The sequence below is a fragment of the Pseudomonas sp. F9001 genome (assembly GCF_013385435.1).
GTDB lineage: Bacteria > Pseudomonadota > Gammaproteobacteria > Pseudomonadales > Pseudomonadaceae > Aquipseudomonas.
In genome coordinates, this window is the sequence record NZ_JACAPX010000008.1 from 64,529 (window position 1) to 89,973 (window position 25,445).

The window sequence follows — 25,445 nt, forward strand, 5'->3', positions numbered from 1 at the left end:
GCGAGGCACCGAGTGGTGGGGCAAAGACCTTTTGGTTACTTTTGGGGCGTTTGCCAAAAGTGACCCGCTGTAAGAGCGGAACCATAAGCGGCCGTTACCGCAGCAACGGATATGTACACGGTCCATTACAACCAACTCAAACCCCACACAACGAACGCAGCAACCCGGTATCCAGATGCCGCTCTACCAAGTCCGCCAACCGCTCAATATCCCGCTCCCGCAACCCGTGATAATCCACCGATTGCACATCCTCCAACCCCGCCCACCGCAACAACGCACTACACGCAGCCGGCGTCTCAAACACCCCATGCAGATAGGTCCCGAGAACCTGCCCATCCTCACTCTGAGCCCCATCCAGGCGCCCATCGTCCAACTGCACCGCAGCCCGCACCAAGCCAGCGCCACTGGTTACACCCGCGTGGATCTCATACCCACTCACCTCGGTATCCTCCAGCAACAACCGCCCCCGCACGTTACGCAGCTGCTTCTCCTCCTCCAGGGTCGTACTGAACGCCAACAACCCCAGCCCAGCGCTAGAACCACAAGGCCCTTCCAAACCCAGCGGGTCATGCACCTGCTCCCCGAGCATCTGCAACCCACCACAAATCCCCAGCACCTTCCCGCCATACCGCAAGTGCCGCGCCACGGCCGTGTCCCACCCGTTGGCCCGCAAATACGCCAAATCACTGCGCACACTCTTCGAGCCCGGCAAAATAATCAGGTCCGCCGAAGGAATCGCCTGCCCCGGCCCCACAAACTGCAAATCCACCTGCGGGTGCAAGCGCAACGGATCAAAATCCGTGTGATTACTGATCCGCGGCAACACCGGCACCACCACCTTGAGCACCTGCGCCGCCTTGTCAATCTGGCGCTGGTCGATACCGTCCTCAGCCTCCAGATGCAGATCCATCACATACGGCAACACCCCCACCACCGGCTTGCCCGTGCGCGCTTCCAGCCAATCCAGCCCCGGCTGCAATAGCGCGATATCGCCGCGAAAGCGATTGATGATGAAGCCTTTGACCCGCGCCTGCTCGGTCGGCGACAACAATTCCAGCGTACCCACCAGGTGCGCAAACACCCCGCCACGATTGATGTCGGCAATCAGCAGTACCGGGCAGTCCACTGCCTCGGCAAAGCCCATGTTGGCAATATCATTCGCCCGCAGGTTGATCTCGGCCGGTGAACCCGCACCCTCGACCATCACCACCGGATACGCCGCACTCAAGCGCGCATGGGAGGCAAGCACCGCCTGCATCGCGATGGCTTTGTAATCGTGATAGGCCACGGCATTCATGGTGGTCACGGCGCGCCCGTGGATGATCACTTGGGAGCCCGTGTCGCTGTTGGGTTTGAGCAGCACCGGGTTCATGTCGGTGTGGGGCGCCAGGTTCGCCGCCTGGGCCTGCACCGCCTGCGCTCGGCCGATTTCGCCGCCTTCGGGAGTCACGGCGCTGTTGAGCGCCATGTTCTGCGGCTTGAAGGGCACCACCGGGATGCCCTGGCGCACCAGCCAGCGGCAGAGTGCGGTCACCAGCGTGCTTTTGCCGGCGTCAGAGGTGGTGCCCTGCACCATCAAGGTACTCATGAGGCTTCCTTGTAGGCCTTCAGTGCCTGTTCCAGCCGCAACCAGTCGGCCTCGGTATCCGGCAGGCCGAAACGCAGGCTGCTGTTGTCGACAAACAAGCGCAGCAGAATGCCGCGCTGGGCCATGAATTCATGCAACTGCTCAGCCCGGTCCGTGATCATCCACTGGAACAACGCGCAGCCGCCCTGGGGCCGCAAGTCGTGGCGTTCAAGCACATCAAACAGGCGCTGGCTGGCCGATTCGCAACGCAGCCGCTGTTGCGCATGGCCGGCGGTATCGCGCAGGCATACTTGCCCAAGCACCCGCGTCGGCCCGCTGACGGCCCACGGCCCCACCTGTTCGGCGAGAAGCTTGAGCAGCTTGCGCTCGGCCAGCACGAACCCCAGCCGCACTCCGGCCAGGCCGAAGAATTTGCCGAACGAGCGCAGCACGATCAGGCCGACTTGGTGGGCCTGGCCCGCCAGGCTCAGTTGCGGGGTGATGTCCATGAAGGCTTCATCCACCACCAGCCAGCCGCCGCGTTGGGCCAGGCGAGCATGCCAGTCCAGCAGGCGTTGCGGCGTCAGGCTCAGGCCGGTGGGGTTGTTGGGGTTGACCACCACCAGCACGTCGAGGCTGTCGAGGAAGAAGTCGACTTCCTGCTCCAGCACTTCGCGCACGATGTAGCCGGCGCGACGCCAGGCTTCTGCGTGTTCGGCGTAACACGGCGACAGCACACCGACCTTGCCGGCCCGGCGCAGGCGCGGCAATAACTGGATCGCGGCCTGGGAGCCGGCCACCGGCAATACATGGGGCGTGCCGTAATATTCACAGGCAGCCTGCTCCAGGCCGTCGTCGTTTTCAGGCAGGCGTGCCCAGGCCCGCAGCGGGATTTCCGGAATCGGGAACGGCCACGGCGCCAGGCCGCTGGACAGGTCCAGCCAGTCTGCTTCTGGAATGCCGTACTGCATCGCCGCCTTGCGCAAGCGGCCACCGTGCTCAAGCATAAAACTCAGCCCCCACACACAGGATCAGCAACCACAGCCACACGCCGCGTTGCACCAGTTGCCAGCCACGCTCGATGGAATCCGCATCCGCCGGCGGGCCTTCGCCCAGTGGCGGGCGCTGGTGCAGCTCACCGTGATAAATCGCTGCGCCGCCCAACTCCACGCCAAGGGCACCGGCACCCGCAGCCATCACCGGGCCGGCGTTGGGGCTGTCCCAGGTCGGGCCCTGGGTGCGCCAGCATTTGAGAGCCAGGCGGGTTTTGCCCAGCAGCGCGTAGGTCAACGCCACCAGGCGTGCGGGAATGTAGTTGAGCACGTCGTCAATCTTCGCCGCGGCCCAGCCAAAACGTTCAAAGCGCTCATTGCGATAGCCCCACATAGCGTCCAGGGTGTTGCTCAGACGATAGAGCACCACGCCGGGCACGCCAGCGACCACAAACCAGAACAAGGCGGCAAATACCGCGTCGCTGCCGTTTTCCAGCACCGACTCGGTGGCTGCACGGGCGACTTCGGTGCGATCCAGCTCGCTGGTCTGGCGGCTCACCAGATAGCTGACACGCTTGCGGGCCTCGTCCAGATCATCACTGCGTAACGCTTGCGCCACCGGCAGCACGTGTTCGCCGAGGCTGCGCATGCCGAGGGCGCAATACAGCGCGAGGATTTCCAGGACCCAACCGATGTAAGGCGCCCACGAGAGGGCCGTGGCCAACAGGGTCAGCGGCACCACCGCAATCACCCATGCGGTAACGCCATGGCTGCGCCAGCCACGGCCGCCGGAGTTGAAACGCTGCTCGATACGCCCGGCAAAATTACCGAACGCCACCAGCGGATGCCAGCGCCTGGGCTCGCCCAGCAGCGCATCCAGCGCCACGGCAGCGACACTCAGCAAGGCCACACTCATTGACTCACTCCCCAAACATTCTCGTACAACATGTCACTCAGCGGCCGTGGTTCGGTCCAGCCTTCGAGCTGCAACATCGGTGCCGGGTAGAACTCGGCCACCGGGCCCAGGCACAACACGGCCAACGGCTTGGCACCGGGCGGCAGGCCCAGCAGATCGGCCAGGGCCTGGGGCTCGAACAGCGAGACCCAGCCCATGCCCAGCCCTTCGACACGAGCCGCCAGCCATAGATTCTGAATCGCACAGGACAACGATGCCATGTCCATTTCCGGCAAGGTGCGGCGCCCGAAGATATGCCGCTCGCGGTCGTCCATCAAGGCAGCCACCAGCACTTCGGCGCAGTCGTTGATGCCTTCGACCTTGAGCTTCATGAACTGATCGGAGCGCTCGCCGAGAGCCTCGGCGGTGCGTACGCGTTCTTCTTCCACTAGCTGCTGGATCTGGCCGCGCAGGTTGCGGTCGCTAATGCGGATAAAACGCCAGGGCTGCATCAAGCCGACGCTCGGCGCCTGGTGCGCGGCTTGCAGCAGGCGATGGAGCAATTGCGGCGCCACGCTGCCACCGCTGAAGTGCCGCATGTCGCGGCGTTCGGCGATGGCACGGTAGACGGCTTCGCGGTCGGCTTCCGGAAAGGCGTTGTCAGTCATGGCCTCATCGCGGGCAAGCCCGCTCCCACAGTAGATTGCGTTTCAACTCGGTCAACTGTGGGAGCGGGCTTGCCTGCGATGGCGGTCTCAAGGCTTGGCGCAAACAAGGCAGCCACCGCCATCGGGTTGGACGGGAAATAAAAGTGCACGTAGGAAGCCGTCATCCGGCCTTGACGATAAACCGCCTCGGCACCGCGCCCGCCATTCGGGCTCAGGCCCCGGGCAATCGGCTGCCACTCGGTGCTGGTCAGCGAGTGATGGTAGGTGTGACCGCGCAAGAGGCCTTCGGGCAGTTCGACGTTTTGCAGGGCCAGTGCCGCCAGACGCTTTTGCATCACGGCGTCGCCCTTGAGCAGGCCGACCAGTTCGGCACGGGTGCCGTCGACATCGGTGAGTGAGTCCAGCAGGTAGAGCATGCCGCCGCATTCGGCCAGCAGTGGCTTGCCAGCAGTGTGGTGGGCGCGGATGGCGTCGAGCATCGCGGTATTTTCCGACAGCGCCTGGTGATGCAATTCCGGATAACCGCCGGGCAGGTAGAGGCTGTCAGCTTCGGGCAATGCACGGTCACGAATCGGCGAGAAGAAGCGCAGCTCGGCGCCCATCGCTCGCAACAGGTCGAGGCTGGCGCCGTAGGTAAACGCGAAGGCTTCGTCGCGGGCCACGGCGATGCGCACGCCGGCCAGCAACGGTTGGGCCTCGATTACCTCGGGCGCAGCGAATTCCACCGGCGGTGGCAGCGCTACCTCACAGCTGCTGCCCAGGGCCTGGGCGGCGGCGTCGAGGCGCAGGTCGAGGTCGTTCAATTCGCTGGCCTGCACCAGGCCAAGGTGGCGGCTGGGCAATTCGATCCCGGTTTCCCGGGACAGTGCGCCGTACCAGCGCAGGCCTTCGGTCAGGCTGCCTTCAAGCAGTTGCGCATGGCGCAGCGTGCCGACGCGGTTGGCCAGCACGCCGGCAAACGGCAGGTCCGGCTGGTAACGCGCCAAGCCCAATGCCAGGGCACCGAAGGTCTGGGCCATGGCCGTGCCATCGATGACCGCCAGTACCGGCACGCCAAAATGCCGCGCCAGGTCGGCGCTGGACGGCGTGCCGTCGAACAGGCCCATCACGCCTTCGATCAGGATCAGGTCGGCTTCCCCCGCCGCTTCCCACAGCAATCGGCGACTTTCCTGCTCGCCGACCATCCACATGTCCAATTGATAGACCGGCGCACCACTGGCGCGCTCGTGGATCATCGGGTCGAGAAAGTCCGGGCCGCATTTGAACACTCGCACCTTGCGCCCCAGGTTGCGGTGCAAACGGGCGAGCGCGGCGGTGACGGTGGTTTTGCCCTGGCCGGACGCCGGTGCGGCGATCAGCACAGCAGGACAGTGACGGGGCTGATTCAAAGTTCGATGCCTTTCTGCGCCTTGATACCCGCCTGGAATGCATGCTTGAGCATGCCCATTTCAGTTACGGTGTCGGCCATTTCGATCAATTCGGGTTTCGCGCCACGGCCGGTGACGAGCACGTGTTGCATCGGCGGGCGGGCCTGCAGGTCGCTGAGTACCTGATCCAGGTCGAGGTAGCCGTGCTTGAGGGCGATGTTCAGTTCATCCAGCACCACCAGGCCGATGGCCGGGTTCTGCAGCATTTCCCGGGAGACCGCCCAGGCGGCTTCGGCGGCCACGATGTCGCGGGCACGGTCCTGGGTTTCCCAGGTAAAACCTTCGCCCATCACGTGGAAGCGCACCTGCTCGGGGAAACGGCGGAAGAACAGTTCTTCGCCAGTGCTGTTGCGGCCCTTGATGAACTGCACCACGCCACACTGCATGCCGTGGCCCATGGCCCGGGCGAGCATGCCAAAGGCCGAGCTGCTCTTGCCTTTGCCATTGCCGGTAAGCACCAGCAGCAACCCGCACTCGTTCGGTGAATTGGCAATGCGCTCGTCAATCACGGCTTTTTTGCGCAGCATGCGCGCCAGGTGGCGTTCGTCACGATCGGGGGATTCAGTCATGGCAGCTCTCCGTTGGGGCTGGACAAAAACGGCGGGCAGGAAAAAGACACATACAGACAGCCAAGCATCGCCCACCGTGATGCTGTTGGATGGATCAGGCCGGTCTCCGGGCTCATGAGTGGCATTGGATGCCGAAGGTGCGCCTTCCCATATCGCGGGCGATACAGTGGCTTAAGGCACCGTCTTGACTCATTTACCGTTGCGGGGGCAGCGCCGGGATCGTGGCAGCACTGTAGAAAAATGCGCTCACTCACCGGCTTCCCTGTTTCACTCAGTCGGCGCGTACGCCACAGAGCACCTGAAACAAGCCGCGAAGGTTAGTGGGTTGGGGGTGGAGCGTCAATTAAAGCCGGACATGCGCGTGAACCATCGGGCCGCTGCGTGCCTCTACCGCTACAGGTATTAAGGAGAAAACCATGCACAAGACCCGACTTGCCCTACTGATCATGCTCGCCGGCACCCTCGCCGCCTGCGGCGAAAGCTCTACCCTGCAAGTGTCCGACGGCACCGGGCCCTCGCCCAAACTGCCGGAACCGAATAAAACCCTGATCCCCACGGTGAATATCGCCCCGGCCATCGGCTGGCCCGAAGGCACCAAGCCAACGGCGGCAGCAGGCACTCAAGTAGCGGCGTTTGCCGAAGGCCTGGACCATCCGCGCTGGCTGTATGTGCTGCCCAATGGCGATGTGCTGGTGGCAGAAACCAATGCGCCACCCAAGCCGGACGATTCCAAGGGTATTCGTGGCTGGGTGATGGAGAAAGTCATGGGCCGCGCCGGGGCCGCCGTGCCGAGCCCCAACCGCATCACCCTGCTGCGGGACGCCGACCACGACGGCATAGCCGAAACCCGCACGGTGTTCCTGGAGAACCTGAACTCGCCGTTCGGCATGACACTGGTGGGCAACGACCTGTATGTGGCCGATTCGGACAAGCTGCTGCGCTTCCCCTATCAGCCAGGCGAAACCTCGATCAAGGAAGCCGGCACCACGGTGACCGACTTGCCGGGCGGCAGCATCAACCATCACTGGACCAAGAACGTGGTCGCCAGCCAGGACGGCAGCAAGTTGTACGTCAGCGTGGGCTCCAACAGCAACGTCGCGGAAAACGGCCTGGAAGCCGAACAAGACCGCGCGGCGATCTGGGAAGTGGACCGTGCTACCGGCCAGCACCGTATCTTCGCCTCTGGCCTGCGCAACCCCAACGGCATGGCTTGGGAACCGCAAAGCGGCAGGCTGTGGACGGCGGTGAATGAGCGCGATGAAATCGGCAGCGACCTGGTGCCGGACTACATCACCTCGGTCAAGGATGGCGCGTTCTATGGCTGGCCCTTCAGTTATTACGGGCAGCACGTGGATGTGCGGGTGAGTCCGCAGAACCCGGAACTGGTAGCCAAGGCGATTGCCCCGGACTACGCGGTGGGCCCGCACACAGCCTCCCTGGGACTGACCTTTGCCGAGGGCAGCAAGCTACCGGCGCAATTCAGCAATGGCGCGTTTATCGGCCAGCATGGTTCGTGGAACCGCAAGCCACACAGTGGCTACAAGGTGATCTTCGTGCCGTTTGAAGGCGGCAAACCCAAAGGCCAGCCGGTGGATGTGCTGACCGGGTTCCTCAATAGCGATGAGAAAGCCATGGGCCGCCCGGTCGGCGTGGTGATCGACAAGCAGGGGGATTTGCTGGTGGCGGATGACGTGGGGAACAAGGTGTGGCGAGTGTCGGCGGCTAAATAGCCAGCTTCGCAAACACCGCAAAACAAATGTGGGAGCGGGTTTGCTCGCGAATGCAGTGTGTCAGTCAGCTTGTTGTCGACTGATCCACCGCATTCGCGAGCAAGCCCGCTCCCACATTTGGTTTCGTGTTTTCCTAGGGGTTTCGTGCCAGGTGCTCGGCTGGCAACACACGCTTGGCGCTCAGGTAGGCGTTTTGCCAATAGGCTTTGGACAGCGTGTCCAGCTTCACCGTACCGCCGGTTTGCGGCGCATGCACAAAGCGCCCTTCTCCCACGTAGATCCCGGCGTGGCTGACCTGCGAGCCGCCACCCGTGGCGAAGAAGATCAGGTCGCCGGTTTGCAGGTTGTTTTCGCTCACGTCCTGGGCGCGCATCACGATCAGCTCGCGGGTGGTACGTGGCAAGGAGATGCCCGCCGCGTCACGGTAGACGAAACCGATCAAGCCACTGCAATCAAACCCCGAGTCCGGCGTGTTGCCGCCCCAACGATAAGGCGTGCCGACCAGGCCCAGCGCACGAAAAAGCACGTCTTCGGCCGCAGGCGAGAAACTTTGGGTGGCATAGGTGTTGAACACCGGCTTGGGCTTGACGGCCACGGGAGCAGGCGGTGGACGGCTTGCGCAGGCGCTGAGCAGCGCGGCGCAAACGAGAAGAATTAGGCGGGCCGAGGTCGACATGGGCAGAACAATCCTGATCTGGATGCGGCTTTCGCTGCCGAACGTTGAAAAACAGAACGCGCAAGCAAAGCTCGCGCGATCAATTTACAACAATGTCCAGGGATTCTAGCGCTTACACGTCAAACTTCAAGTATCACTTTAACTTTACTTGCTGGCGGTAACGGTAGTCGGGGCCATCGCCAGGGCGCGCTTGGCTTCGATGAAGGTTTTGCTCCAGTAGCTATCACCCAGGTTGTCGACTCGCACACCACCGCTGCGGCGGCTGCTGGAGTGGATAAACTGGTTGTCGCCCAGGTAGATACCGGCGTGGCTGACACGACCACGGCCAGCCGTACTAAAGAAAAGCAGATCACCGGGCTTGAGGTTGTTCCGCGCGACCAACGGTGCATCCACGTTGATCATTTCGCGGGTGGAACGCGGCAGATTCATGCCGGCTTCCTCGCGGAACAGGTAGCCGATGAAACCGCTGCAGTCGAAACCGGCTTCAGAGGTACCGCCGAAACGGTAACGGGTACCGATCAGGGACATGCCGCGTTCGAGAATGCTGTCGGCCAGAACGGGAAGCTGGTAAGGCTTGGCGCCGGCGAAGTCGGCGAGTTCTTTTTCAGTTGCGATCTCTTCCTGATAAACAGTGGAAGACTGCGACGCAACGAATTTTGCCTGGGACTGCTGTACTGGTTTTTGCTGCTCAGCCACGTTTTGAGTGTGGGTGGCGCAACCAAACAACAGGGTAACGAGTGCGAGAGGCACGAGGGGTGCGAAGCGATTTAGCATGGGCACGACCGTGGCTGATGTGTAAAGAAGCCGAGACTATGCCTTCTATCACATCGATTTGCAAATTCAATCGTGATCTATGTGACTTCTTGTTTGGACTATGACATCTAAGCCCTTAACACCCTATGCCAGCCATTTGCGTGGCCAAAACGGCCCAAACGCAGGTTTTCTGGCGCCTGTAATTTGCCGAACGCCCCGGTTTTAAAGGGCTGGCTACCAGCCCAGGGTTTCTTTGAGGAAGGGAATAGTCAGCTTGCGCTGGGCTTGCAAGGAAGCCTGGTCGAGCTGTTCGAGCAAGTCGAACAGTGCGCTCATGCTGCGTGTACCGCGAGTGAGAATAAAATGCCCGACTTCATCGGTCAGGTGCAACCCGCGGCGCGAAGCACGCAGTTGCAGGGCCCGCAGTTTGTCTTCGTCGGACAACGGGCGCATCTGGAAAATCAGCGCCAGGGTCAGCCTCGACTTCAAGTCCGCCAGCTTCACCGGCAGCTCACGTGGCGAGGTGGAGGCGGCAATCAACAAACGCCGGCCGCTGTCACGCAATCGGTTGAACAGATGGAACAGTGCCTCTTCCCAATCTGCCCGCCCCGCCACTGCCTGCAAATCGTCCAGGCAGACCAGTTCGTATTGTTCAAGGTTGTCGAGGATCTCGATACCGCGGTCCAGCAGCTCCGCCAGCGGCAGGTACACCGCCGGTTCCCCCATCTGTTCGAAGCGCAGGCAAGCGGCCTGTAACAAGTGGGTACGCCCCACGCCGTGCTTGCCCCAGAGGTAGATCAAGCTTTCGGTCCACCCGGCGTCGGCTTCGCAGAGCCGCTCGACATAGCCGAGTGCAGCGGCATTGGCGCCTGGGTAGTAATTGATAAAGGTGGCGTCGTCACGCAGACGCACACCTAGGGGCAGCTGAATCGGTTTCATGCTGACTGAACGGTTCCAATCGAACCGTTAGTGACCTCTGTGTAAAGTTTGCAAAGTTTATACCCGTGACGCCGGGCGCACAATGCAGCAGACCACAAGCAAAATCAAAGGTTTGCGTTAACTTGTTGGATTTGGTGAGGAATGTTTGACGCAATGGCGAAACGCCAGAGCCGATAAATGACAAACCCGGCCTTGAGCCGGGTTTGTGATGCTGCGGTTATAACTCCGGTTCGTCGGTTCCGGCGTACATGTCCGAGTCCTTGTACAAGTCGTGCACATGGCGCACCAGCACCATGATCACCGCCGCCACCGGCAGCGCCAGCAGGATGCCGGTAAAGCCGAACAGCTCGCCGCCCGCCAGGATCGCAAAGATCACCGCCACCGGGTGCAGGCCGATCCGGTCGCCCACCAGCAATGGCGTCAGCACCATGCCTTCCAGGGCCTGGCCGACCATGAACACCGCGACAATCCCGAGCATCGGGTACAAGTCGCCGTGGAACTGGAACAACCCGGCCACCAGCGCCGCACCGATACCAATCACGAAGCCCATATAAGGCACGATGGCTGCCAGGCCGGCGATCAGGCCGATCAACAGCCCCAGTTCCAGGCCGATCGCCATCAACCCCGCCGCGTAGATGATCCCCAGCGCCAGCATCACCAGCAACTGGCCGCGGACGAAGGCGCCGAGCACCTCATGACACTCCTCGGCCAGGGAGACAATGCGCTCCTCACGGTCGCGCGGCAGCAGGCCGCGGATCTTGGCCATCATGATGTCCCAGTCCCGCAGCAGGTAGAACGCCACGACCGGGATCAGCACCAGGTTGGTCAGCCAGCCAATCAGCGCCAGGCTCGACGCCGTCGCCTGGCTCAGCACCACGCCGACAATGTCGGTGGTCTGGCCCATGTGCTCGCTGATGGCGGCCTTGACCTTGTCGAACTTCCAGAAGCCGTCTGCCAGCCCCAGCTTGGCCTGCGCCCACGGCATGGCCGTGTGTTGCAGCCAGTCGAGCATCTGCGGCGCCAGCTCATAGAGCTTGAACAGCTGCTTGGCCAACATCGGCACCAGCACCAGGACCAGCGCCGTGATGATCAAGGTGAACAACGCAAACACCGCCACCACGCCCCAGGTACGTGACAGGCCGAGCTTTTCCAGGCGATCCACCACCGGATCGAACAGGTAGGCCAGCAGTAACGCGACCAGGAACGGCGTCAGGATCGAATGCAGCAGGAACACAAAAACGCACAGCAGGACAATCCCGCCAAGCCACACCCAACGACGCGTATCCGCCATAAACCATTCCCTCTGTTATTTGCTTCCTGCTTCTATATAAGAAGGAAGAACACTTACCAATGAAAACGTAGCTGCGGCGTCGGCTCGACCGGTGCCGGTTGCGCGCCTTCTACCACCGGCTGCGGAGCCGGAGCTTCACCTGCCGGGATTTCCTGCAACCTGGCCAGGCTCAACTGGGTGCGCAGCTGCTCGGCGCTGCCATTCACCCGATAAACGATGCGAGTGCCGTCCACGCGCACCGGCTGGGCACCGAACGGTTCCAGCAGATGGCCGAGGGCGGCGTAATGCTCGAGATTCATGCCCTGCACTTCCAGCAACTGATCACTGGTGGCAGCGCCGGCCTTGACCGCAAAGCGTGGTGCCAGGCGTTCGCTGACGGCCAGCAGCACGGCGTCAGCCAATGCGGCAGTATCAGTGCCGGTGGCGGTGCCCTGCTCGCTTTTATCCCCCAGCCACAGGCGCCATTTGGCCGACCATTGGCCGCCGTCTTCGCGAGCATGCACCGCCAGCAAGGCATCGGCACCATAACGCTCGGACGCGGCGCGCAGCGGTGTGGCGTCAGGGCTTTCAAGATTCGGGGCGGTGGCGACGATCTGTTCGTCCAGATCACCCAATGGCAGACGCAGCGGCAAACCACGGTGCTGGGCCGCGCGGCGCAGCGGCTGGGCGACAGCCTGGCCATCACCGACCAGGCTGCTGCCTTCCACGGAGTCGTTCAGCCACCAACCGAGGATCGATGGCCGATTGCTGCCCCACAGCGCCAGGCCCGCGCCACGCAACGCGCGGTCGGTGCTGACCGGGTCGAAATCCACCTGCAGGCTTTCCGGCGGGCCGGCGTCGTAGCCGTACTGACTGATGATTTGTTGCGGGTCTTTGCGAATCGCCGCCAGGCCCGGGCCATCGGCGGCCTTGGCGTCGCCGGTCAGGCGGATCACCAGGGTTTGCAGGGCACGCTGGGTCGCCTGGTCGCGCTCCTGGGGAGACTGACTGCTGACCGGCTCCAGCACTTGATAGAGACCATTGAGGGTTTCGGCATGACTCGCCAGGCTGACCAACGACAAGCAGCCCACAAAAAAATATTTACTCAGACCCATGAAAGAAGATTCCCGAACGGCAAATAAGCGGTTGGAACAGACCGCGTGAACACTGTTGAGCAAGGCTGTGACCACAGCGACCGGCAAAACATTCACAGGGTCTCGGCAAGTTTTTGTACTGTCATAACGATAGCGAGTTAAAGGCTATACCTTAATAGGGCCTGTGACCGACTCGATTAGCGATTTTTTTAACAGCTATTGCCCCTGCCCGTCGGCCCGAGGATGGCCGCTGCCCCTCAAGCCTGATAAAATCGCGCGCCTTCGCAGACCGTCAATGGCAGGCCGTGCTGAAACTTCAGGTTTCGGTACACCCGCCGCATTCGGTCGTTACCCCTGAATCCCCCCTAAAGGCCTGGATCATGAGCAAGCAACCCTCCCTGAGCTACAAGGACGCCGGTGTAGACATCGACGCCGGTGAAGCATTGGTCGAACGCATCAAGAGCGTCGCCAAGCGCACTGCGCGCCCCGAAGTCATGGGCGGCCTGGGCGGTTTTGGCGCCCTCTGCGAGATCCCGGCCGGCTACAAGCAGCCTGTATTGGTCTCCGGCACCGACGGTGTGGGCACCAAGCTGCGCCTGGCACTGAACCTGAACAAGCACGACAGCATCGGCATCGACCTGGTTGCCATGTGCGTGAACGACCTGGTGGTGTGCGGCGCCGAGCCGCTGTTCTTCCTTGACTACTACGCCACCGGCAAGCTCAACGTCGAGACCGCTACCCAGGTGGTCACCGGCATTGGCGCTGGCTGCGAACTGTCCGGCTGCTCCCTGGTCGGCGGCGAAACCGCTGAAATGCCAGGCATGTACGAAGGCGAAGACTACGACCTGGCCGGTTTCTGCGTCGGCGTTGTCGAAAAATCCGAAATCATCGACGGCTCCAAGGTGGCTGCCGGTGACGCCCTGCTGGCCCTGCCATCGTCCGGCCCGCACTCCAACGGCTACTCGCTGATCCGCAAGATCATCGAAGTGTCCGGCGCCGACATCGAAACCATCCAGCTCGACGGCAAGCCCTTGACCGACCTGCTGATGGCCCCGACCCGCATCTACGTGAAGCCGTTGCTCAAGCTGATCAAGGACACCGGCGCGGTCAAGGCCATGGCCCACATCACCGGTGGCGGCCTGCTGGACAACATCCCGCGCGTACTGCCTGAAGGCGCCCAGGCGATTGTCGACGTGGCCAGCTGGCAGCGCCCGGCAGTCTTCGACTGGCTGCAAGAGAAAGGCAACGTCAACGAAACCGAGATGCACCGCGTGCTGAACTGCGGCGTGGGCATGGTCATCTGCGTGGCTCAAGAGCACGTAGAAAGCGCGCTGAACGTATTGCGTGAAGCCGGCGAACAGCCTTGGGTCATCGGCCAGATCGCTACCGCCCCTGAAGGCGCGGCTCAGGTTGAACTGAAGAACCTTAAGGCGCACTGATGCCTGCAACCTGTGATGTCGTGGTGCTGCTCTCCGGCACCGGCAGTAACTTGCAGGCCCTGATCGACAGCACGCGCGCCGGCGACAGCCCGGTGCGCATCGCTGCGGTGATTTCCAACCGCAGCGACGCCTACGGCCTGCAACGCGCCAGGGACGCAGGTATCGACACCCGCTCCCTGGATCACAAGGCTTTCGAAGGCCGCGAGGCCTTCGACAGCGCCTTGATCGAACTGATCGACGCCTTCAACCCCAAACTCGTGGTACTGGCCGGCTTCATGCGCATTCTCAGCGCTGACTTCGTGCGTCACTACAACGGGCGTCTGCTGAATATCCACCCGTCCCTGCTGCCAAAATACAAAGGGTTACACACCCACCAGCGTGCCCTGGAGGCCGGCGACACCGAGCACGGCTGCAGCGTGCACTTTGTCACCGAGGAACTCGATGGCGGGCCTCTGGTCGTACAGGCAGTAGTTCCGGTAGAGTCTGCGGACTCTGCGCAGACGCTTGCGCAACGGGTTCACACCCAGGAACACAGGATTTACCCGCTGGCTGTTCGCTGGTTCGCTGAGGGGCGGTTGATTCTTGGCGACCACGGTGCATTATTGGACGGTCAGTTACTTGCGGCCAGCGGCCACTTGATTCGAACCTAGGAGACTTTATGCGTCGCGCCCTGCTCTTCGCTTTTGCGCTGTTCGCCTTGCCTGCCGTGCAAGCGGCAGACCTTCACCCTTTCTCCGCCAGCTACACCGCCGACTGGAAACAGTTGCCCATGAGTGGTTCGGCAGAACGCAGCCTGACCAAGAATGACAACGGCAGCTGGACCTTGAATTTCAAGGCTTCCATGATGATCGCCAGCCTGACTGAAACCAGCGTGATCCGCTTCGACAAAGACGCCCTGCAACCGGTGAGCTACACCTTCGAACGCGGTGGCCTGGGCAAGACGAAGAAGATCAACCTCGACTTCGATCAGACGGCCAAGAAAGTCACCGGCTTTGAAAACAAGGACCCGGTCAACGTGGCCCTTCAAAGCGGCATGCTCGACAAGTCGACCTACCAGTTGGCATTGCAGCGCGATGTGGCAGCCGGCAAGAAAAGCATGAGCTACAACGTCGTCGAAGGCACTGATGTCGATACCTACGACTTCCGCGTGATCGGCCCGGAAAAGGTCCAGACCAAAGCCGGCTCCATCGATGCGATCAAGGTCGAGCGCGTGCGTGACCCGACTCAAAGCAAGCGCATTACCCAAATGTGGTTTGCCAAGGACTGGGGCGGCATCCTGGTTGCCCTGCGCCAGGTCGAGACTGACGGCAAGGAATACAACATCATGCTGCAAGACGGTACCGTTGACGGCAAGGCTGTCAAAGGCAGCTGATCCTCTGCGCAATGAAAGAGCCTCGCGTACGCGGGGCTTTTTTTCGCCTGTCGCCTGACGCCAACATGAAACTTTTGTCATAAAACTCAGCACCCTGCGACGCAATGTCGCGGTTTCCGTGGGCTCGCGGGATTACTCCAGTTTCTGTAAAGGTGTGTTGCAATTCCTGGTTATTTACTTAGCAAGCTAACAAATCATATAACAAAGGCCTGCGACGCCTTGCCGCAGATCAACCAGAGATTGGAGCAAGCAGATGACTGTAAAAGTAACTGAACGCGACGATGAACATATGTCCCACGAAGCAGTAGCCCACGGGATTCACATCTGGGATGTACACCAGCAAGACCTGCTGGTCGGCATGTTTCACGACGAGGCCGAAGCTCATAATTATAAAAACGAGCTCGAGACCCTTGAGATGAAACGCCAGGCGCAAAGCTCCTGAAACTCTGAAATCCTGTAGATAACCAGCCCCACGCAGCTGGAGTGTCTATAAACACAAACCCCGCCTTTTGAGCGGGGTTTGTGTTTTTGGGGTTGGGGGTTGGGGGTTGGGGGTTGGGATTTTGGGGGCGCTTCGCGCCCCAGCGGGAGCAAGCTCCCTCGCCACAGCAAGCCATCTCGCCACAATGTGTGTTTCTAACGCATTACCACATCAGGTCATCAGGGATCTGGTAGGCGGCGTACGGATCATCCTCATCCGGCACCTGGCTTTCGGTCAGCACGTTCATCTGGACGATGCGCTCCGGCGCCCGCTCCTGGATCTTCAGCGCGGCTTCGCGCGGGATCACCTCGTAACCGCCACCGTGATGCACGATCGCCAGGGAGCCGTTGCTCAGCTTGTTACGCATCAGCGTGTTGACCGACAGGCGCTTGACCTTCTTGTCATCCACGAAGTTGTAGTAGTCCTCGGTGGTCAGCTTGGGCAGGCGCGAGGTTTCGATCAATTGCTTGACCTGCGCAACGCGGGCCTTGGCCTCGGCTTTTTCCTGCTGCTGACGGTTCAGCTCCTGGTCGCGCTTGACCTTTTCGGCATGCGCCTGGATGGCCAGGCGCGCCTGGCTGTCGTCCGCTTCGGCCTGGCCTTTATGCACCAGGCGCTGCTGTTTCTGTTTCTCTTTGCCGACCTGCTTGGCCTGCTTTTGGTTGACCAGGCCTGCTTTGAGCAACTGGTCGCGAAGGGAAATGCTCATGGTGCTTACTCACTTGGGCAACGGCTCAGCCGCAGCTGGACAGATTCTTTTCCTGGCGTTTGGCTTCGCCCCACAGGGCGTCCAACTCTTCGAGGGTGCAATCTTCTATGGGACGGTGGGTCTCGCGCAATGCCTGTTCGATAAATCGGAAACGTCGTTCGAATTTAGCGTTGGCTAAACGCAAGGCTGCTTCCGGGTCGACCTGGAGGTGACGGGCCAGGTTGACCGCCGCAAACAGCAGGTCACCTACTTCATCGGCGATGGCTGCCGGGTCGTTATCGGCCATGGCTTCGAGCACTTCATCCAGCTCTTCGCGCACGTTATCCACCACGGGCAACGCGGCCGGCCAGTCGAAACCCACCTGCCCGGCGCGCTTTTGCAATTTGGCGGCGCGGGAAAGCGCCGGCAAGGCCGTGGGCACATCATCCAGCAGGGATAACTGCTGTGGGACGTCGGACTTTTCCGCACGCTCCTCGGCCTTTATTTCTTCCCAACGCTGCTTGACCTGCTCTTCGCTCAGCTGCGGAATATCCAGCGGCGCGTACAAGTCTCCCGTGGGAAACACATGCGGGTGACGGCGAATCAACTTGCGGGTAATGCTGTCGATCACCCCGGCGAATTCGAAGCGCCCTTCTTCCCGCGCCAGCTGGCTGTAATACACCACCTGGAACAACAGGTCGCCCAGCTCACCTTGCAGGTGATCAAAATCCCCGCGCTCGATCGCATCGGCGACTTCGTAGGCTTCTTCCAGGGTGTGGGGGACGATGGTGGCGTAGGTTTGCTTGATGTCCCACGGGCAACCGTATTGCGGGTCGCGCAGGCGGTTCATCAGGTGCAGCAGGTCTTCAAGTGAATACATCAGTCTCTTTCCGCAGAAGTGGGAACGCTGAGGATCAAATGTGGGAGCGGGCTTGCTCGCGAAGGCGTCGTGTCAGTTGCCTGATATTTGACAGACACATCGCCTTCGCGAGCAAGCCCGCTCCCACATTTCAGTCCGCGCTCATCCAGCTACTCATGGCGTGCGATTACGCCGGGTCTCAATAATGTTCGGCAACTGGGAAATACGCCCCAGCAACCGACCCAACGCGTCCAGCCCCGGAATCTCGATGGTCAGGGACATCAGCGCCGTGTTGTCCTCTTTGTTCGAGCGGGTGTTGACCGCCAGCACGTTGATCCGCTCATTGAGCAGCACCTGCGACACATCACGCAGCAGCCCGGAACGGTCGTAGGCACGAATGATGATGTCCACCGGATAGGTCAACACCGGCACCGGGCCCCAACTGACCTGGATGATCCGCTCCGGCTCGCGCCCGCCCAGTTGCAACACCGAGGCACAGTCCTGGCGGTGAATGCTCACCCCGCGGCCCTGAGTGATGTAACCGACGATGGCGTCGCCCGGCAATGGCTGGCAGCAGCCGGCCATTTGCGTCATCAGGTTGCCGACGCCCTGGATCTGGATATCGCCGCGCTTGCCCGGCTTGTAGCCGGTGGCCTTGCGTGGAATCAGTTCCAACTGCTCGCTGCCCCGCTCCGGCTCAACCAGTTGCTGGGCCAGGTTGACCAACTGCGCCAGGCGCAGATCGCCGGCACCGAGGGCGGCGAACATGTCTTCGGCGATCTTCATGTTGGCCTTTTCGGCCAGCTTGTCGAAGTCCACCTGCGGCAGGCCCAGGCGTGCCAATTCGCGCTCGAGCAAGGTCTTGCCGGCGGCGACGTTCTGGTCGCGCGCCTGCAATTTGAACCAGTGGACGATCTTCGCCCGCGCCCTGGACGTGGTGATGTAACCCAGGTTCGGGTTCAGCCAATCACGGCTCGGCGTACCGTGCTTGCTGGTAATGATCTCGACCTGTTCACCGGTCTGCAGGCTGTAGTTGAGCGGCACGATGCGCCCGTTGATCTTGGCGCCACGGCAGTTGTGGCCGATCTCGGTGTGCACCCGGTACGCAAAATCCAGCGGTGTGGCGCCCTTGGGCAGGTCGATCGCGTGGCCGTCGGGGGTGAAGATGTAGACCCGGTCAGGTTCGATATCCACCCGCAGCTGGTCGGCCAAACCGCCGATGTCGCCCAGCTCTTCGTGCCACTCCAGCACCTGGCGCAACCAGGAGATTTTCTCTTCGTACTGGTTCGACCCGGCCTTGACGTCGGTGCCCTTGTAGCGCCAGTGAGCGCATACGCCCAGCTCCGCCTCTTCGTGCATCGCGTGGGTGCGGATCTGTACTTCCAGCACCTTGCCCTCGGGGCCGATCACTGCCGTGTGCAATGAGCGGTAACCGTTTTCCTTGGGGTTGGCGATGTAGTCGTCGAATTCCTTGGGGATGTGCCGCCACAGCGTGTGCACGATACCCAGCGCGGTGTAGCAGTCGCGCATTTCCGGCACCAGCACACGCACGGCGCGCACGTCGTAGATCTGGCTGAAGGCCAGGCCCTTGCGCTGCATTTTGCGCCAGATGGAATAGATGTGTTTGGCCCGGCCGCTGATGTCGGCTTCAACGCCGGTGGCCTGCAATTCCGTGCGTAACTGGCTCATCACGTCGGCGATAAAGCGCTCACGGTCCAGCCGCCGCTCATGGAGCAGCGTGGCAATCTGTTTGTATTGATCGGGTTCGAGGTAACGGAAGGACAAGTCCTCCAGTTCCCACTTGATATGGCCGATGCCCAGGCGGTGGGCCAGCGGCGCGTAGATGTCGAACACCTCGCGGGCGACGCGGTTGCGCTTTTCGTCGTCGGCGGTTTTCACCGCCCGAATCGCGCAGGTACGCTCGGCCAGCTTGATCAAGGCGACGCGCACGTCGTCGACCATCGCCACCAGCATCTTGCGCAGGTTTTCCACCTGGCCCTGGGTGCCCAGCACCATCGACTGGCGCGGGCTGAGGCTGGCACTGATCGCCGCCATGCGCAGCACGCCGTCGATCAGCTTGGCCACCACGGTGCCGAAACGCTGGCTGATGGTGGGCAGCTGAATGTGCCCTTCGCGCACGCCGCGATACAGCACCGCCGCGATCAGCGAATCCTGATCGAGCTTGAGATCGGCGAGGATCTCGGCGATTTCCAACCCGGTGCGAAAGCTTGAAGTGCCTTCGGCCCACAGGTTCTTCGCCGCATTGTCTTGCTGTTCAGACTCACGAGCGAACTCGCAGGCTGCTTTCAAGGCTTCACGGTCCAGTGCCGGGTCGACACTGATGGCATGATCCAGCCATGCCTCGAGATTGATACTGCCGTCGGTGTTGATCGGCTGGTGTGCTCTCACCTGTACCATCTTGCTTACCTTCCCTACGACGCACCTTTTAGTGCGTCAAAATCATCGCTGACCTGCTTTACAAAAAAAGCTTGTGCACGCTCCCTGGCAGGTCACAGGCCCAGGAGATGCAGGCCAGTCGGATTAAACGGGCATCCTAGCCCGCTTCAAATAACGCCATGGCCTCGACATGGGCCGTCTGGGGAAACATGTCGAGGATCCCGGCACGTTTTAGCCGGTAGCCTTGCTTGACCAACTCGACCGTGTCCCGCGCCAGCGTTGCCGGATTGCAGGACACATACACCAGGCGATCAGCCCCCAGGGTAGCGAGCTTGCGCACAACCTCCAGGGCACCATCGCGGGGTGGGTCCAAGAGTACCGCAGAAAAGCCCTGTTTGGCCCATTCCGCGTCGGTCAAAGGCTGGGACAAATCGGCCTGAAAAAACTGAACATTATGCAAATTATTGCTGACGGCATTCTGTGCCGCCCGGTCCACCATGGCCTGCACCCCTTCCACCGCCACCACTTCCCGCACTTGGCGGGCCAGCGGCAAGGCGAAGTTGCCCAAGCCACAAAACAAATCCAGCACCCGCTCGTCGGGCTTCGGCGCCAGCCAATCCAGCGCCTGGGCGACCATCGCCTGGTTGACCCCGGCGTTGACCTGCACAAAGTCTCCCGGGCGGTACGCCAACTGCAAATCCCACGGTTCCAGACGATAGCCCAAGGCCTGGTCTGGTTCGACCGGTTGCGGCTGGCCCTCGCCATGCAGCCACAGTTGGGCTTCATGGAACGTGCAAAATTCCTGCAGGATCGTCAGGTCCGCTTCGGACAAGGGCGCCATGTGTCGCAACAACACGGCAATCGACGAACCACTGAATAATTCCACATGCCCCAATGCCTGAGGCTTGCTCAAGCGCCGCAGCATGTTGGGCAAACGCTGCATGATCGGTTGCAAGGCCTGTACCAGCACCGGGCAATCGTCGATGGCGACGATGTCCTGGCTGGCCACGGCACGAAAGCCGACTTCAAGTTTCTTCGCCTTGGCATCCCAGCGCACGGCCACGCGGGCGCGGCGACGATAGCCGAATTCCGGCCCACTCAAAGGCGCGGCCCACTCCTGGGGTTCGACACCGGCCACACGGGATAATTGCTCGGCGAGCATGCGCTGTTTCAGGGCGAGTTGTTCGTCATGGGGCAAGTGTTGCAGGCTGCAACCGCCACAGCGGCCGGCGTGCACACAGGGTGCCGGACGGCGCAGTTCGCTGGCGGTAAATACGCGCTCGGTGCGCGCCTCGACCACTTTGCCGTGGGCGCCCAACACCCGCGCTTCCACCTCTTCACCGGCCAGCGCACCCACGACAAACCAGGTGCGGCCTTCAAAGAACACAATGCCACGGCCGTCGTTGGCCAGGCGCTCGATGGTCAGGCGCTGCTTCTTGCCTACGGGAATCTGTGGGGCCCGGCTGCCGCCCGTCGGTTGGAAGCGCAGGCCTCTCTCGTGCTTGGCCATCAGTTGGGCGCGTCGAAAATGCCGGTCGACAGGTAACGGTCGCCACGGTCACAGATGATCGCGACGATCACCGCGTTTTCCAACTCCTGGGACAAGCGCAACATCCCGGCCACGGCGCCACCGGACGACACGCCGCAGAAGATGCCTTCTTCACGGGCCAGGCGGCGGGTGGTGTCTTCGGCTTCACGCTGGGCCATGTCGATGATGCGATCGACGCGAGCCGCGTTGTAGATCTTCGGCAAGTACTCTTCGGGCCAACGACGGATCCCCGGGATCGCTGCGCCTTCCATCGGTTGCAGGCCGACGATCTGGATCTCGGGATTCTGCTCCTTGAGGTAGCGCGAGTTGCCCATGATAGTGCCGGTGGTGCCCATCGAACTCACGAAGTGAGTGATGGTGCCCTGGGTCTGGCGCCAGATTTCCGGGCCCGTGGTGGTGTAGTGCGCCTCGGGGTTGTCGCCGTTGGCGAACTGGTCCAGCACCAGGCCACGGCCTTCGGCAGCCATACGCTCGGCGAGGTCGCGGGCGCCTTCCATGCCTTCTTCCTGGGTGACCAGGATCAACTCGGCGCCGTAGGCGGTCATCGCCGCCTTGCGCTCGGCGCTGCCGTTGTCGGGCATGATCAGGACCATCTTGTAGCCCTTGATCGCCGCGGCCATGGCCAGGGCAATCCCGGTGTTACCGGAGGTGGCTTCGATCAGGGTGTCGCCGGGCTTGATCTGCCCACGCAACTCGGCGCGGGTGATCATCGACAACGCCGGGCGGTCCTTGACCGAGCCGGCCGGGTTGTTCCCTTCGAGCTTGAGCAACAAGGTATTGCTGGTGTTGCCCGGCAGGCGCTGCAAGCGGACCAGCGGGGTGTTGCCGACGCAATCGGCGATGGTGGGGTACTGCAAGGTCATGGCGTATTCGCAATCCAGACTGCGGGGGCGACTATCATACCGGGAAAGGCTGGCGGGCCATATCACGCAAAGTGTGGTGCTTATCGCTTAATGGAATAACTCAGGCGGGGCCGTGGTTTCTCTGGAACACTTCATCGCCCATCGCGGTAATCTGTCCTTCGATCAATGCCTCGAACGGTTTCAGCAGCGGCTCAAATGAGGTGGGCGCTTCAAGCACCTGCAACGCCTGCACGATGGCCTCCACCGTCGACAACGCCCCGGGCCCCGGTGCCTTGCGCAGCCGATAACGGGACACGGCGCCTTCCGCCAGCGTCACCCGAGGCAGCGCCGCCAATAAAGGATTGAGGTGCAGCAACTTGCGCGCCTTGCGCCAGGTACCGTCCGGCACCACCAACAGCAACGGTTCGTCGGATGGCGTATAGGCCTGCAAGGGTTGGGCATTTTCGTCCGGAAACAACAGACGCGCCTGATAACCCGGCGGATTCAACAACGCCTGCAAATCCTCAAACACCTCCCCCACCACCAACTGCGCATTCACCAAGCCCAGCGCCGCCAACCGCGCGGTATTCAAGGCGTGATTGACCTCACTCGGATGCTGCAACAGCAACACCCGGGTTCGGCTATCCAGCCGGGGAATCAGCGCGCACAGGCAGTGAGTGGTGGGCCGCAGGCAGCGGGAGCATTGGGGTCTGGACATGGGTTTTCAGGCCTGGTTGAGCTGGGCTTTGAGTAAATCGCGGAAGGTCTGGATCAGGGGTTCGCGGCTGCGGCCCCGGCGCATGATCATCGAGAACGGCGCCTGGTAACCAAAGGTTGCCGGCAGCAGTACCCGCAAATCCCCTTTGTCGGCCCAGGCCTGGGCGTAGTGCTCCGGGAGGTAGCCGATGTAGGCGCCGGACAGCACCAGGATCAATTGCGCCTCCATACTTTCCACCGTGGCGGCGCTATGCTTGAAGCCGTGACGCGCCAGTTCGGCCTGGCTCCAGTAACCACGACCGACCATGCGTTGCTGGGTGATGACTTGTTCGGGAATGCGCCGCTCGTTGAACAATGGGTGACGGGTGCTGCAATACAGCCAGTGCTGTTCGCGGTACAGCGGCATATAGATCAGCCCGCTCATCCGGTTGGAAAACGCACCGATGGCCAGGTCCAGGCGATTATCCTGGACGCCGAGTTGCAACTCGTAAGGACTCATCACCGACAGGTGCAAATGCACCGCCGGGTGTTCCTGACTGTAGGCGCCGATCACTTCGGCAAACGGCAAGGCCTTGTCGCTGACGGTGGAGTCGAGTACGCCGAGTTTCAGGGTGCCGCGCAGTTCGCCTTTGAGCGCGGCGGCGTATTGCTCGAAGCCTTCCAGCTCGCCCAGCAGGCGCAGGGTTTCCTGATGGAACAACTCGCCCTTGCTGGTGAGGCTGAACCCGCCCCGCCCGCGATGGCACAGCACCAGGCCCAACGCGGCTTCCAGCTGGCTCATGTAAGTGCTGATGGCCGAGGTCGACAGGTTGAGTTCGTGCTGGGCATTGGCGAAACCCTGGTGCCGCACGACGCTGACGAAGATGCGCAGGAGTTTCAGGTCGGGCAAGGCGTTGGCCATGGGCTCTCCAGAGGCAAACATAAAACCTGTGGGAGCGGGCTTGCTCGCGAATGCGGTGGATCAATCGAACCCTCCGTGACTGACACACCGTATTCGCGAGCAAGCCCGCTCCCACATTTGAACCGAGTTTACCTCAGGCATTAGTTTAGAAAAATCTGAACTAAGTATTTGCCCCTGCCGATTCTTCCCTTCCCATGCATTTCGCAGAATCGGCTTCTAATAAACAAAACGATGAGGCAATCCCGTGGACAAGATTTTCCACCAACCACTGGGCGGCAACGAAATGCCGCGCTTCGCCGGCATCGCCACCATGATGCGTCTTCCCCATCTGCAATCGGCCAAGGGCCTGGATGCCGCCTTCGTCGGCGTGCCCCTGGACATCGGCACCTCCCTGCGTGCCGGCACCCGTTTCGGGCCGCGGGAAATTCGCGCCGAATCGGTGATGATCCGCCCTTACAACATGGCCACCGGCGCCGCGCCGTTTGACTCGCTGTCGGTCGCCGACATCGGCGACGTGGCGATCAACACCTTCAACCTGCTGGACGCCGTGCGCATCATCGAAGAAGCCTACGACGAGATCCTCGAACACAATGTGATCCCGATGACCCTGGGCGGTGACCACACCATCACCCTGCCGATCCTGCGGGCGATCCACAAGAAACACGGCAAGGTCGGGCTGGTGCACATCGATGCCCACGCCGACGTCAACGACCACATGTTCGGCGAGAAAATCGCCCACGGCACCACCTTCCGCCGCGCGGTGGAAGAAGGCTTGCTGGATTGCGACCGCGTGGTGCAAATCGGCCTGCGCGCCCAGGGCTACACCGCCGAAGACTTCAACTGGAGCCGCAAACAGGGCTTCCGTGTGGTCCAGGCCGAAGAATGCTGGCATCACTCGCTGGCGCCCCTGATGGCTGAAGTGCGCGAGAAAGTCGGCGGTGGCCCGGTGTACCTGAGCTTCGACATCGACGGCATCGACCCAGCCTGGGCGCCCGGCACCGGCACCCCGGAAATCGGTGGCTTGACCACGATCCAGGCGATTGAAATCATCCGCGGCTGCCAAGGCCTGGATCTGATTGGTTGCGACCTGGTAGAAGTTTCGCCGCCGTACGACACCACCGGCAACACCTCGCTGCTGGGCGCCAACCTGCTGTACGAAATGCTCTGCGTATTGCCGGGCGTGGCGCACCGCTGATGAGCGCACAGGCCGAGGTATTAAAAGCCGCGGCCGACCTGGTGTCGGCCTTCGCCCGCAATGATCGCGATGCCTACTTCGGTGCGTTCAGTGCCGACGCCAGCTTCGTGTTCTACACCCTCCCCCAGCCGCTGCTGAGTCGCGATGCCTACCAGGTGTTGTGGGACAGCTGGCGCCGGGACGAGGGATTTGAGGTGCTGTCCTGCACCTCAAGCAACGCTTTCGTCAGCCTGCACGGTGACGTCGCGGTATTTGTGCATGACGTGGCCACCGAGCTGCGCATGAACGGGGAGCAATTCTTTAGCCAGGAACGCGAGACCATTGTCTTCAAGCGGCAAGGGGATCGCACACAACAAAAAGAAGGCCTGTGGCTGGCCTGTCACGAACATTTGTCCGCTATGCCGGAAGGGCTGCCGCCCCATTAG

Annotated in this window: 25 protein-coding genes and 1 riboswitch; of the genes, 7 read left to right on the top strand and 18 right to left on the bottom strand. The window is 61.8% G+C overall.

Annotated elements, in window-relative coordinates:
- Positions 1–136: 136 nt before the first annotated feature.
- Genes HX818_RS06105 through cobO form a run of 6 tightly spaced genes read right to left on the bottom strand, consistent with a single transcriptional unit; the run spans position 137 to position 6,118 of the window.
- Complete coding sequence (locus HX818_RS06105; RefSeq protein ID WP_177019650.1) at positions 137–1,588, bottom strand: cobyric acid synthase; 1,452 nt, start codon at positions 1,586–1,588, stop codon at positions 137–139.
- Positions 1,585–2,574, bottom strand: coding sequence for a threonine-phosphate decarboxylase CobD (cobD, locus tag HX818_RS06110; protein WP_003210755.1), 990 nt, complete (start codon positions 2,572–2,574; stop codon positions 1,585–1,587). Before cobD ends, HX818_RS06105 begins: the two co-directional genes overlap by 4 nt.
- Complete coding sequence (cbiB, locus tag HX818_RS06115) at positions 2,567–3,475, bottom strand: adenosylcobinamide-phosphate synthase CbiB (protein ID WP_087694822.1); 909 nt, start codon at positions 3,473–3,475, stop codon at positions 2,567–2,569. The genes cobD and cbiB overlap by 8 nt, the downstream gene beginning before the upstream one ends.
- Positions 3,472–4,122: a 5,6-dimethylbenzimidazole synthase gene (gene bluB, locus HX818_RS06120; RefSeq protein ID WP_003210753.1), complete on the bottom strand. Its 651-nt coding sequence runs from the start codon at positions 4,120–4,122 to the stop codon at positions 3,472–3,474. Before bluB ends, cbiB begins: the two co-directional genes overlap by 4 nt.
- Positions 4,119–5,510, bottom strand: coding sequence for a cobyrinate a,c-diamide synthase (locus tag HX818_RS06125; protein WP_177019651.1), 1,392 nt, complete (start codon positions 5,508–5,510; stop codon positions 4,119–4,121). The genes bluB and HX818_RS06125 overlap by 4 nt, the downstream gene beginning before the upstream one ends.
- Positions 5,507–6,118, bottom strand: a complete 612-nt coding sequence (gene cobO / locus HX818_RS06130; protein WP_003210751.1) for a cob(I)yrinic acid a,c-diamide adenosyltransferase — start codon at positions 6,116–6,118, stop codon at positions 5,507–5,509. Before cobO ends, HX818_RS06125 begins: the two co-directional genes overlap by 4 nt.
- Positions 6,119–6,197: 79 nt before the next feature.
- Positions 6,198–6,435, bottom strand: a riboswitch (cobalamin riboswitch).
- Between the two features lie 99 nt (positions 6,436–6,534).
- Here cobO and HX818_RS06135 point away from each other — a divergent pair.
- The gene (locus tag HX818_RS06135) at positions 6,535–7,848 is read left to right on the top strand and encodes a sorbosone dehydrogenase family protein (protein WP_177019652.1); all 1,314 of its coding nucleotides are present in this window, start codon (positions 6,535–6,537) and stop codon (positions 7,846–7,848) included.
- Between the two features lie 133 nt (positions 7,849–7,981).
- Here the strand turns inward: HX818_RS06135 and HX818_RS06140 are convergent, their stop codons facing one another.
- From HX818_RS06140 to HX818_RS06160, 5 genes are all read right to left on the bottom strand, one after another.
- On the bottom strand, positions 7,982–8,524 hold the full coding sequence (locus HX818_RS06140; protein WP_003210749.1) for a C40 family peptidase: 543 nt from the start codon (positions 8,522–8,524) through the stop codon (positions 7,982–7,984).
- Positions 8,525–8,668: 144 nt separating this feature from the next.
- Positions 8,669–9,298 (bottom strand): C40 family peptidase, encoded by a 630-nt coding sequence (locus HX818_RS06145; RefSeq protein ID WP_003210748.1) that lies wholly within the window; start codon positions 9,296–9,298, stop codon positions 8,669–8,671.
- 213 nt (positions 9,299–9,511) lie between these two features.
- Entirely contained in the window at positions 9,512–10,216 is a 705-nt protein-coding gene (hda, locus tag HX818_RS06150) for a DnaA regulatory inactivator Hda (RefSeq protein WP_003210747.1), read from the bottom strand.
- A 217-nt stretch (positions 10,217–10,433) separates the two neighbouring features.
- Entirely contained in the window at positions 10,434–11,507 is a 1,074-nt protein-coding gene (locus HX818_RS06155; RefSeq protein ID WP_177019653.1) for an AI-2E family transporter, read from the bottom strand.
- A gap of 53 nt (positions 11,508–11,560) precedes the next feature.
- A complete protein-coding gene (locus HX818_RS06160; protein ID WP_177019654.1) occupies positions 11,561–12,601 on the bottom strand; it encodes a DUF2066 domain-containing protein in 1,041 nt (346 codons plus the stop codon).
- 359 nt (positions 12,602–12,960) lie between these two features.
- On the opposite strand from HX818_RS06160, the gene purM reads away from it, so the two are divergent.
- The 4 genes from purM (at position 12,961) to HX818_RS06180 (ending at position 15,833) form a co-directional block, all read left to right on the top strand.
- Positions 12,961–14,019, top strand: coding sequence for a phosphoribosylformylglycinamidine cyclo-ligase (gene purM / locus HX818_RS06165; protein WP_003210744.1), 1,059 nt, complete (start codon positions 12,961–12,963; stop codon positions 14,017–14,019).
- Complete coding sequence (gene purN / locus HX818_RS06170) at positions 14,019–14,669, top strand: phosphoribosylglycinamide formyltransferase (RefSeq protein WP_008438189.1); 651 nt, start codon at positions 14,019–14,021, stop codon at positions 14,667–14,669. The genes purM and purN overlap by 1 nt, the downstream gene beginning before the upstream one ends.
- Before the next feature lie 8 nt (positions 14,670–14,677).
- Positions 14,678–15,391, top strand: a complete 714-nt coding sequence (locus tag HX818_RS06175) for a DUF3108 domain-containing protein (protein ID WP_003210742.1) — start codon at positions 14,678–14,680, stop codon at positions 15,389–15,391.
- Between the two features lie 253 nt (positions 15,392–15,644).
- The gene (locus HX818_RS06180; protein WP_003210741.1) at positions 15,645–15,833 is read left to right on the top strand and encodes a hypothetical protein; all 189 of its coding nucleotides are present in this window, start codon (positions 15,645–15,647) and stop codon (positions 15,831–15,833) included.
- Between the two features lie 202 nt (positions 15,834–16,035).
- Here HX818_RS06180 and HX818_RS06185 read toward each other — a convergent pair whose 3' ends face one another.
- The 7 genes from HX818_RS06185 to HX818_RS06215 all read right to left on the bottom strand — a co-directional run bounded on the left by HX818_RS06185 (position 16,036) and on the right by HX818_RS06215 (position 23,825).
- A complete protein-coding gene (locus HX818_RS06185; protein WP_003210740.1) occupies positions 16,036–16,581 on the bottom strand; it encodes a DUF2058 domain-containing protein in 546 nt (181 codons plus the stop codon).
- 25 nt (positions 16,582–16,606) lie between these two features.
- Complete coding sequence (gene mazG, locus HX818_RS06190; RefSeq protein ID WP_008438185.1) at positions 16,607–17,440, bottom strand: nucleoside triphosphate pyrophosphohydrolase; 834 nt, start codon at positions 17,438–17,440, stop codon at positions 16,607–16,609.
- A 153-nt stretch (positions 17,441–17,593) separates the two neighbouring features.
- Positions 17,594–19,837 (bottom strand): GTP diphosphokinase, encoded by a 2,244-nt coding sequence (relA, locus tag HX818_RS06195; protein ID WP_008438176.1) that lies wholly within the window; start codon positions 19,835–19,837, stop codon positions 17,594–17,596.
- Positions 19,838–19,973: 136 nt separating this feature from the next.
- Complete coding sequence (gene rlmD / locus HX818_RS06200) at positions 19,974–21,326, bottom strand: 23S rRNA (uracil(1939)-C(5))-methyltransferase RlmD (RefSeq protein WP_008438175.1); 1,353 nt, start codon at positions 21,324–21,326, stop codon at positions 19,974–19,976.
- Positions 21,326–22,228 carry a cysteine synthase CysM gene (gene cysM, locus HX818_RS06205; RefSeq protein ID WP_003210736.1) on the bottom strand — a complete coding sequence of 301 codons (903 nt, stop codon included), beginning with the start codon at positions 22,226–22,228 and terminating at the stop codon, positions 21,326–21,328. Before cysM ends, rlmD begins: the two co-directional genes overlap by 1 nt.
- A 100-nt stretch (positions 22,229–22,328) precedes the next feature.
- The gene (locus HX818_RS06210) at positions 22,329–22,925 is read right to left on the bottom strand and encodes a tRNA-uridine aminocarboxypropyltransferase (RefSeq protein ID WP_177019655.1); all 597 of its coding nucleotides are present in this window, start codon (positions 22,923–22,925) and stop codon (positions 22,329–22,331) included.
- A gap of 6 nt (positions 22,926–22,931) precedes the next feature.
- A complete protein-coding gene (locus tag HX818_RS06215; RefSeq protein WP_003210734.1) occupies positions 22,932–23,825 on the bottom strand; it encodes a LysR family transcriptional regulator in 894 nt (297 codons plus the stop codon).
- Between the two features lie 244 nt (positions 23,826–24,069).
- On the opposite strand from HX818_RS06215, the gene speB reads away from it, so the two are divergent.
- Positions 24,070–25,020, top strand: a complete 951-nt coding sequence (gene speB, locus HX818_RS06220) for an agmatinase (protein WP_003210733.1) — start codon at positions 24,070–24,072, stop codon at positions 25,018–25,020.
- Entirely contained in the window at positions 25,020–25,445 is a 426-nt protein-coding gene (locus HX818_RS06225) for a nuclear transport factor 2 family protein (protein ID WP_003210732.1), read from the top strand. The genes speB and HX818_RS06225 overlap by 1 nt, the downstream gene beginning before the upstream one ends.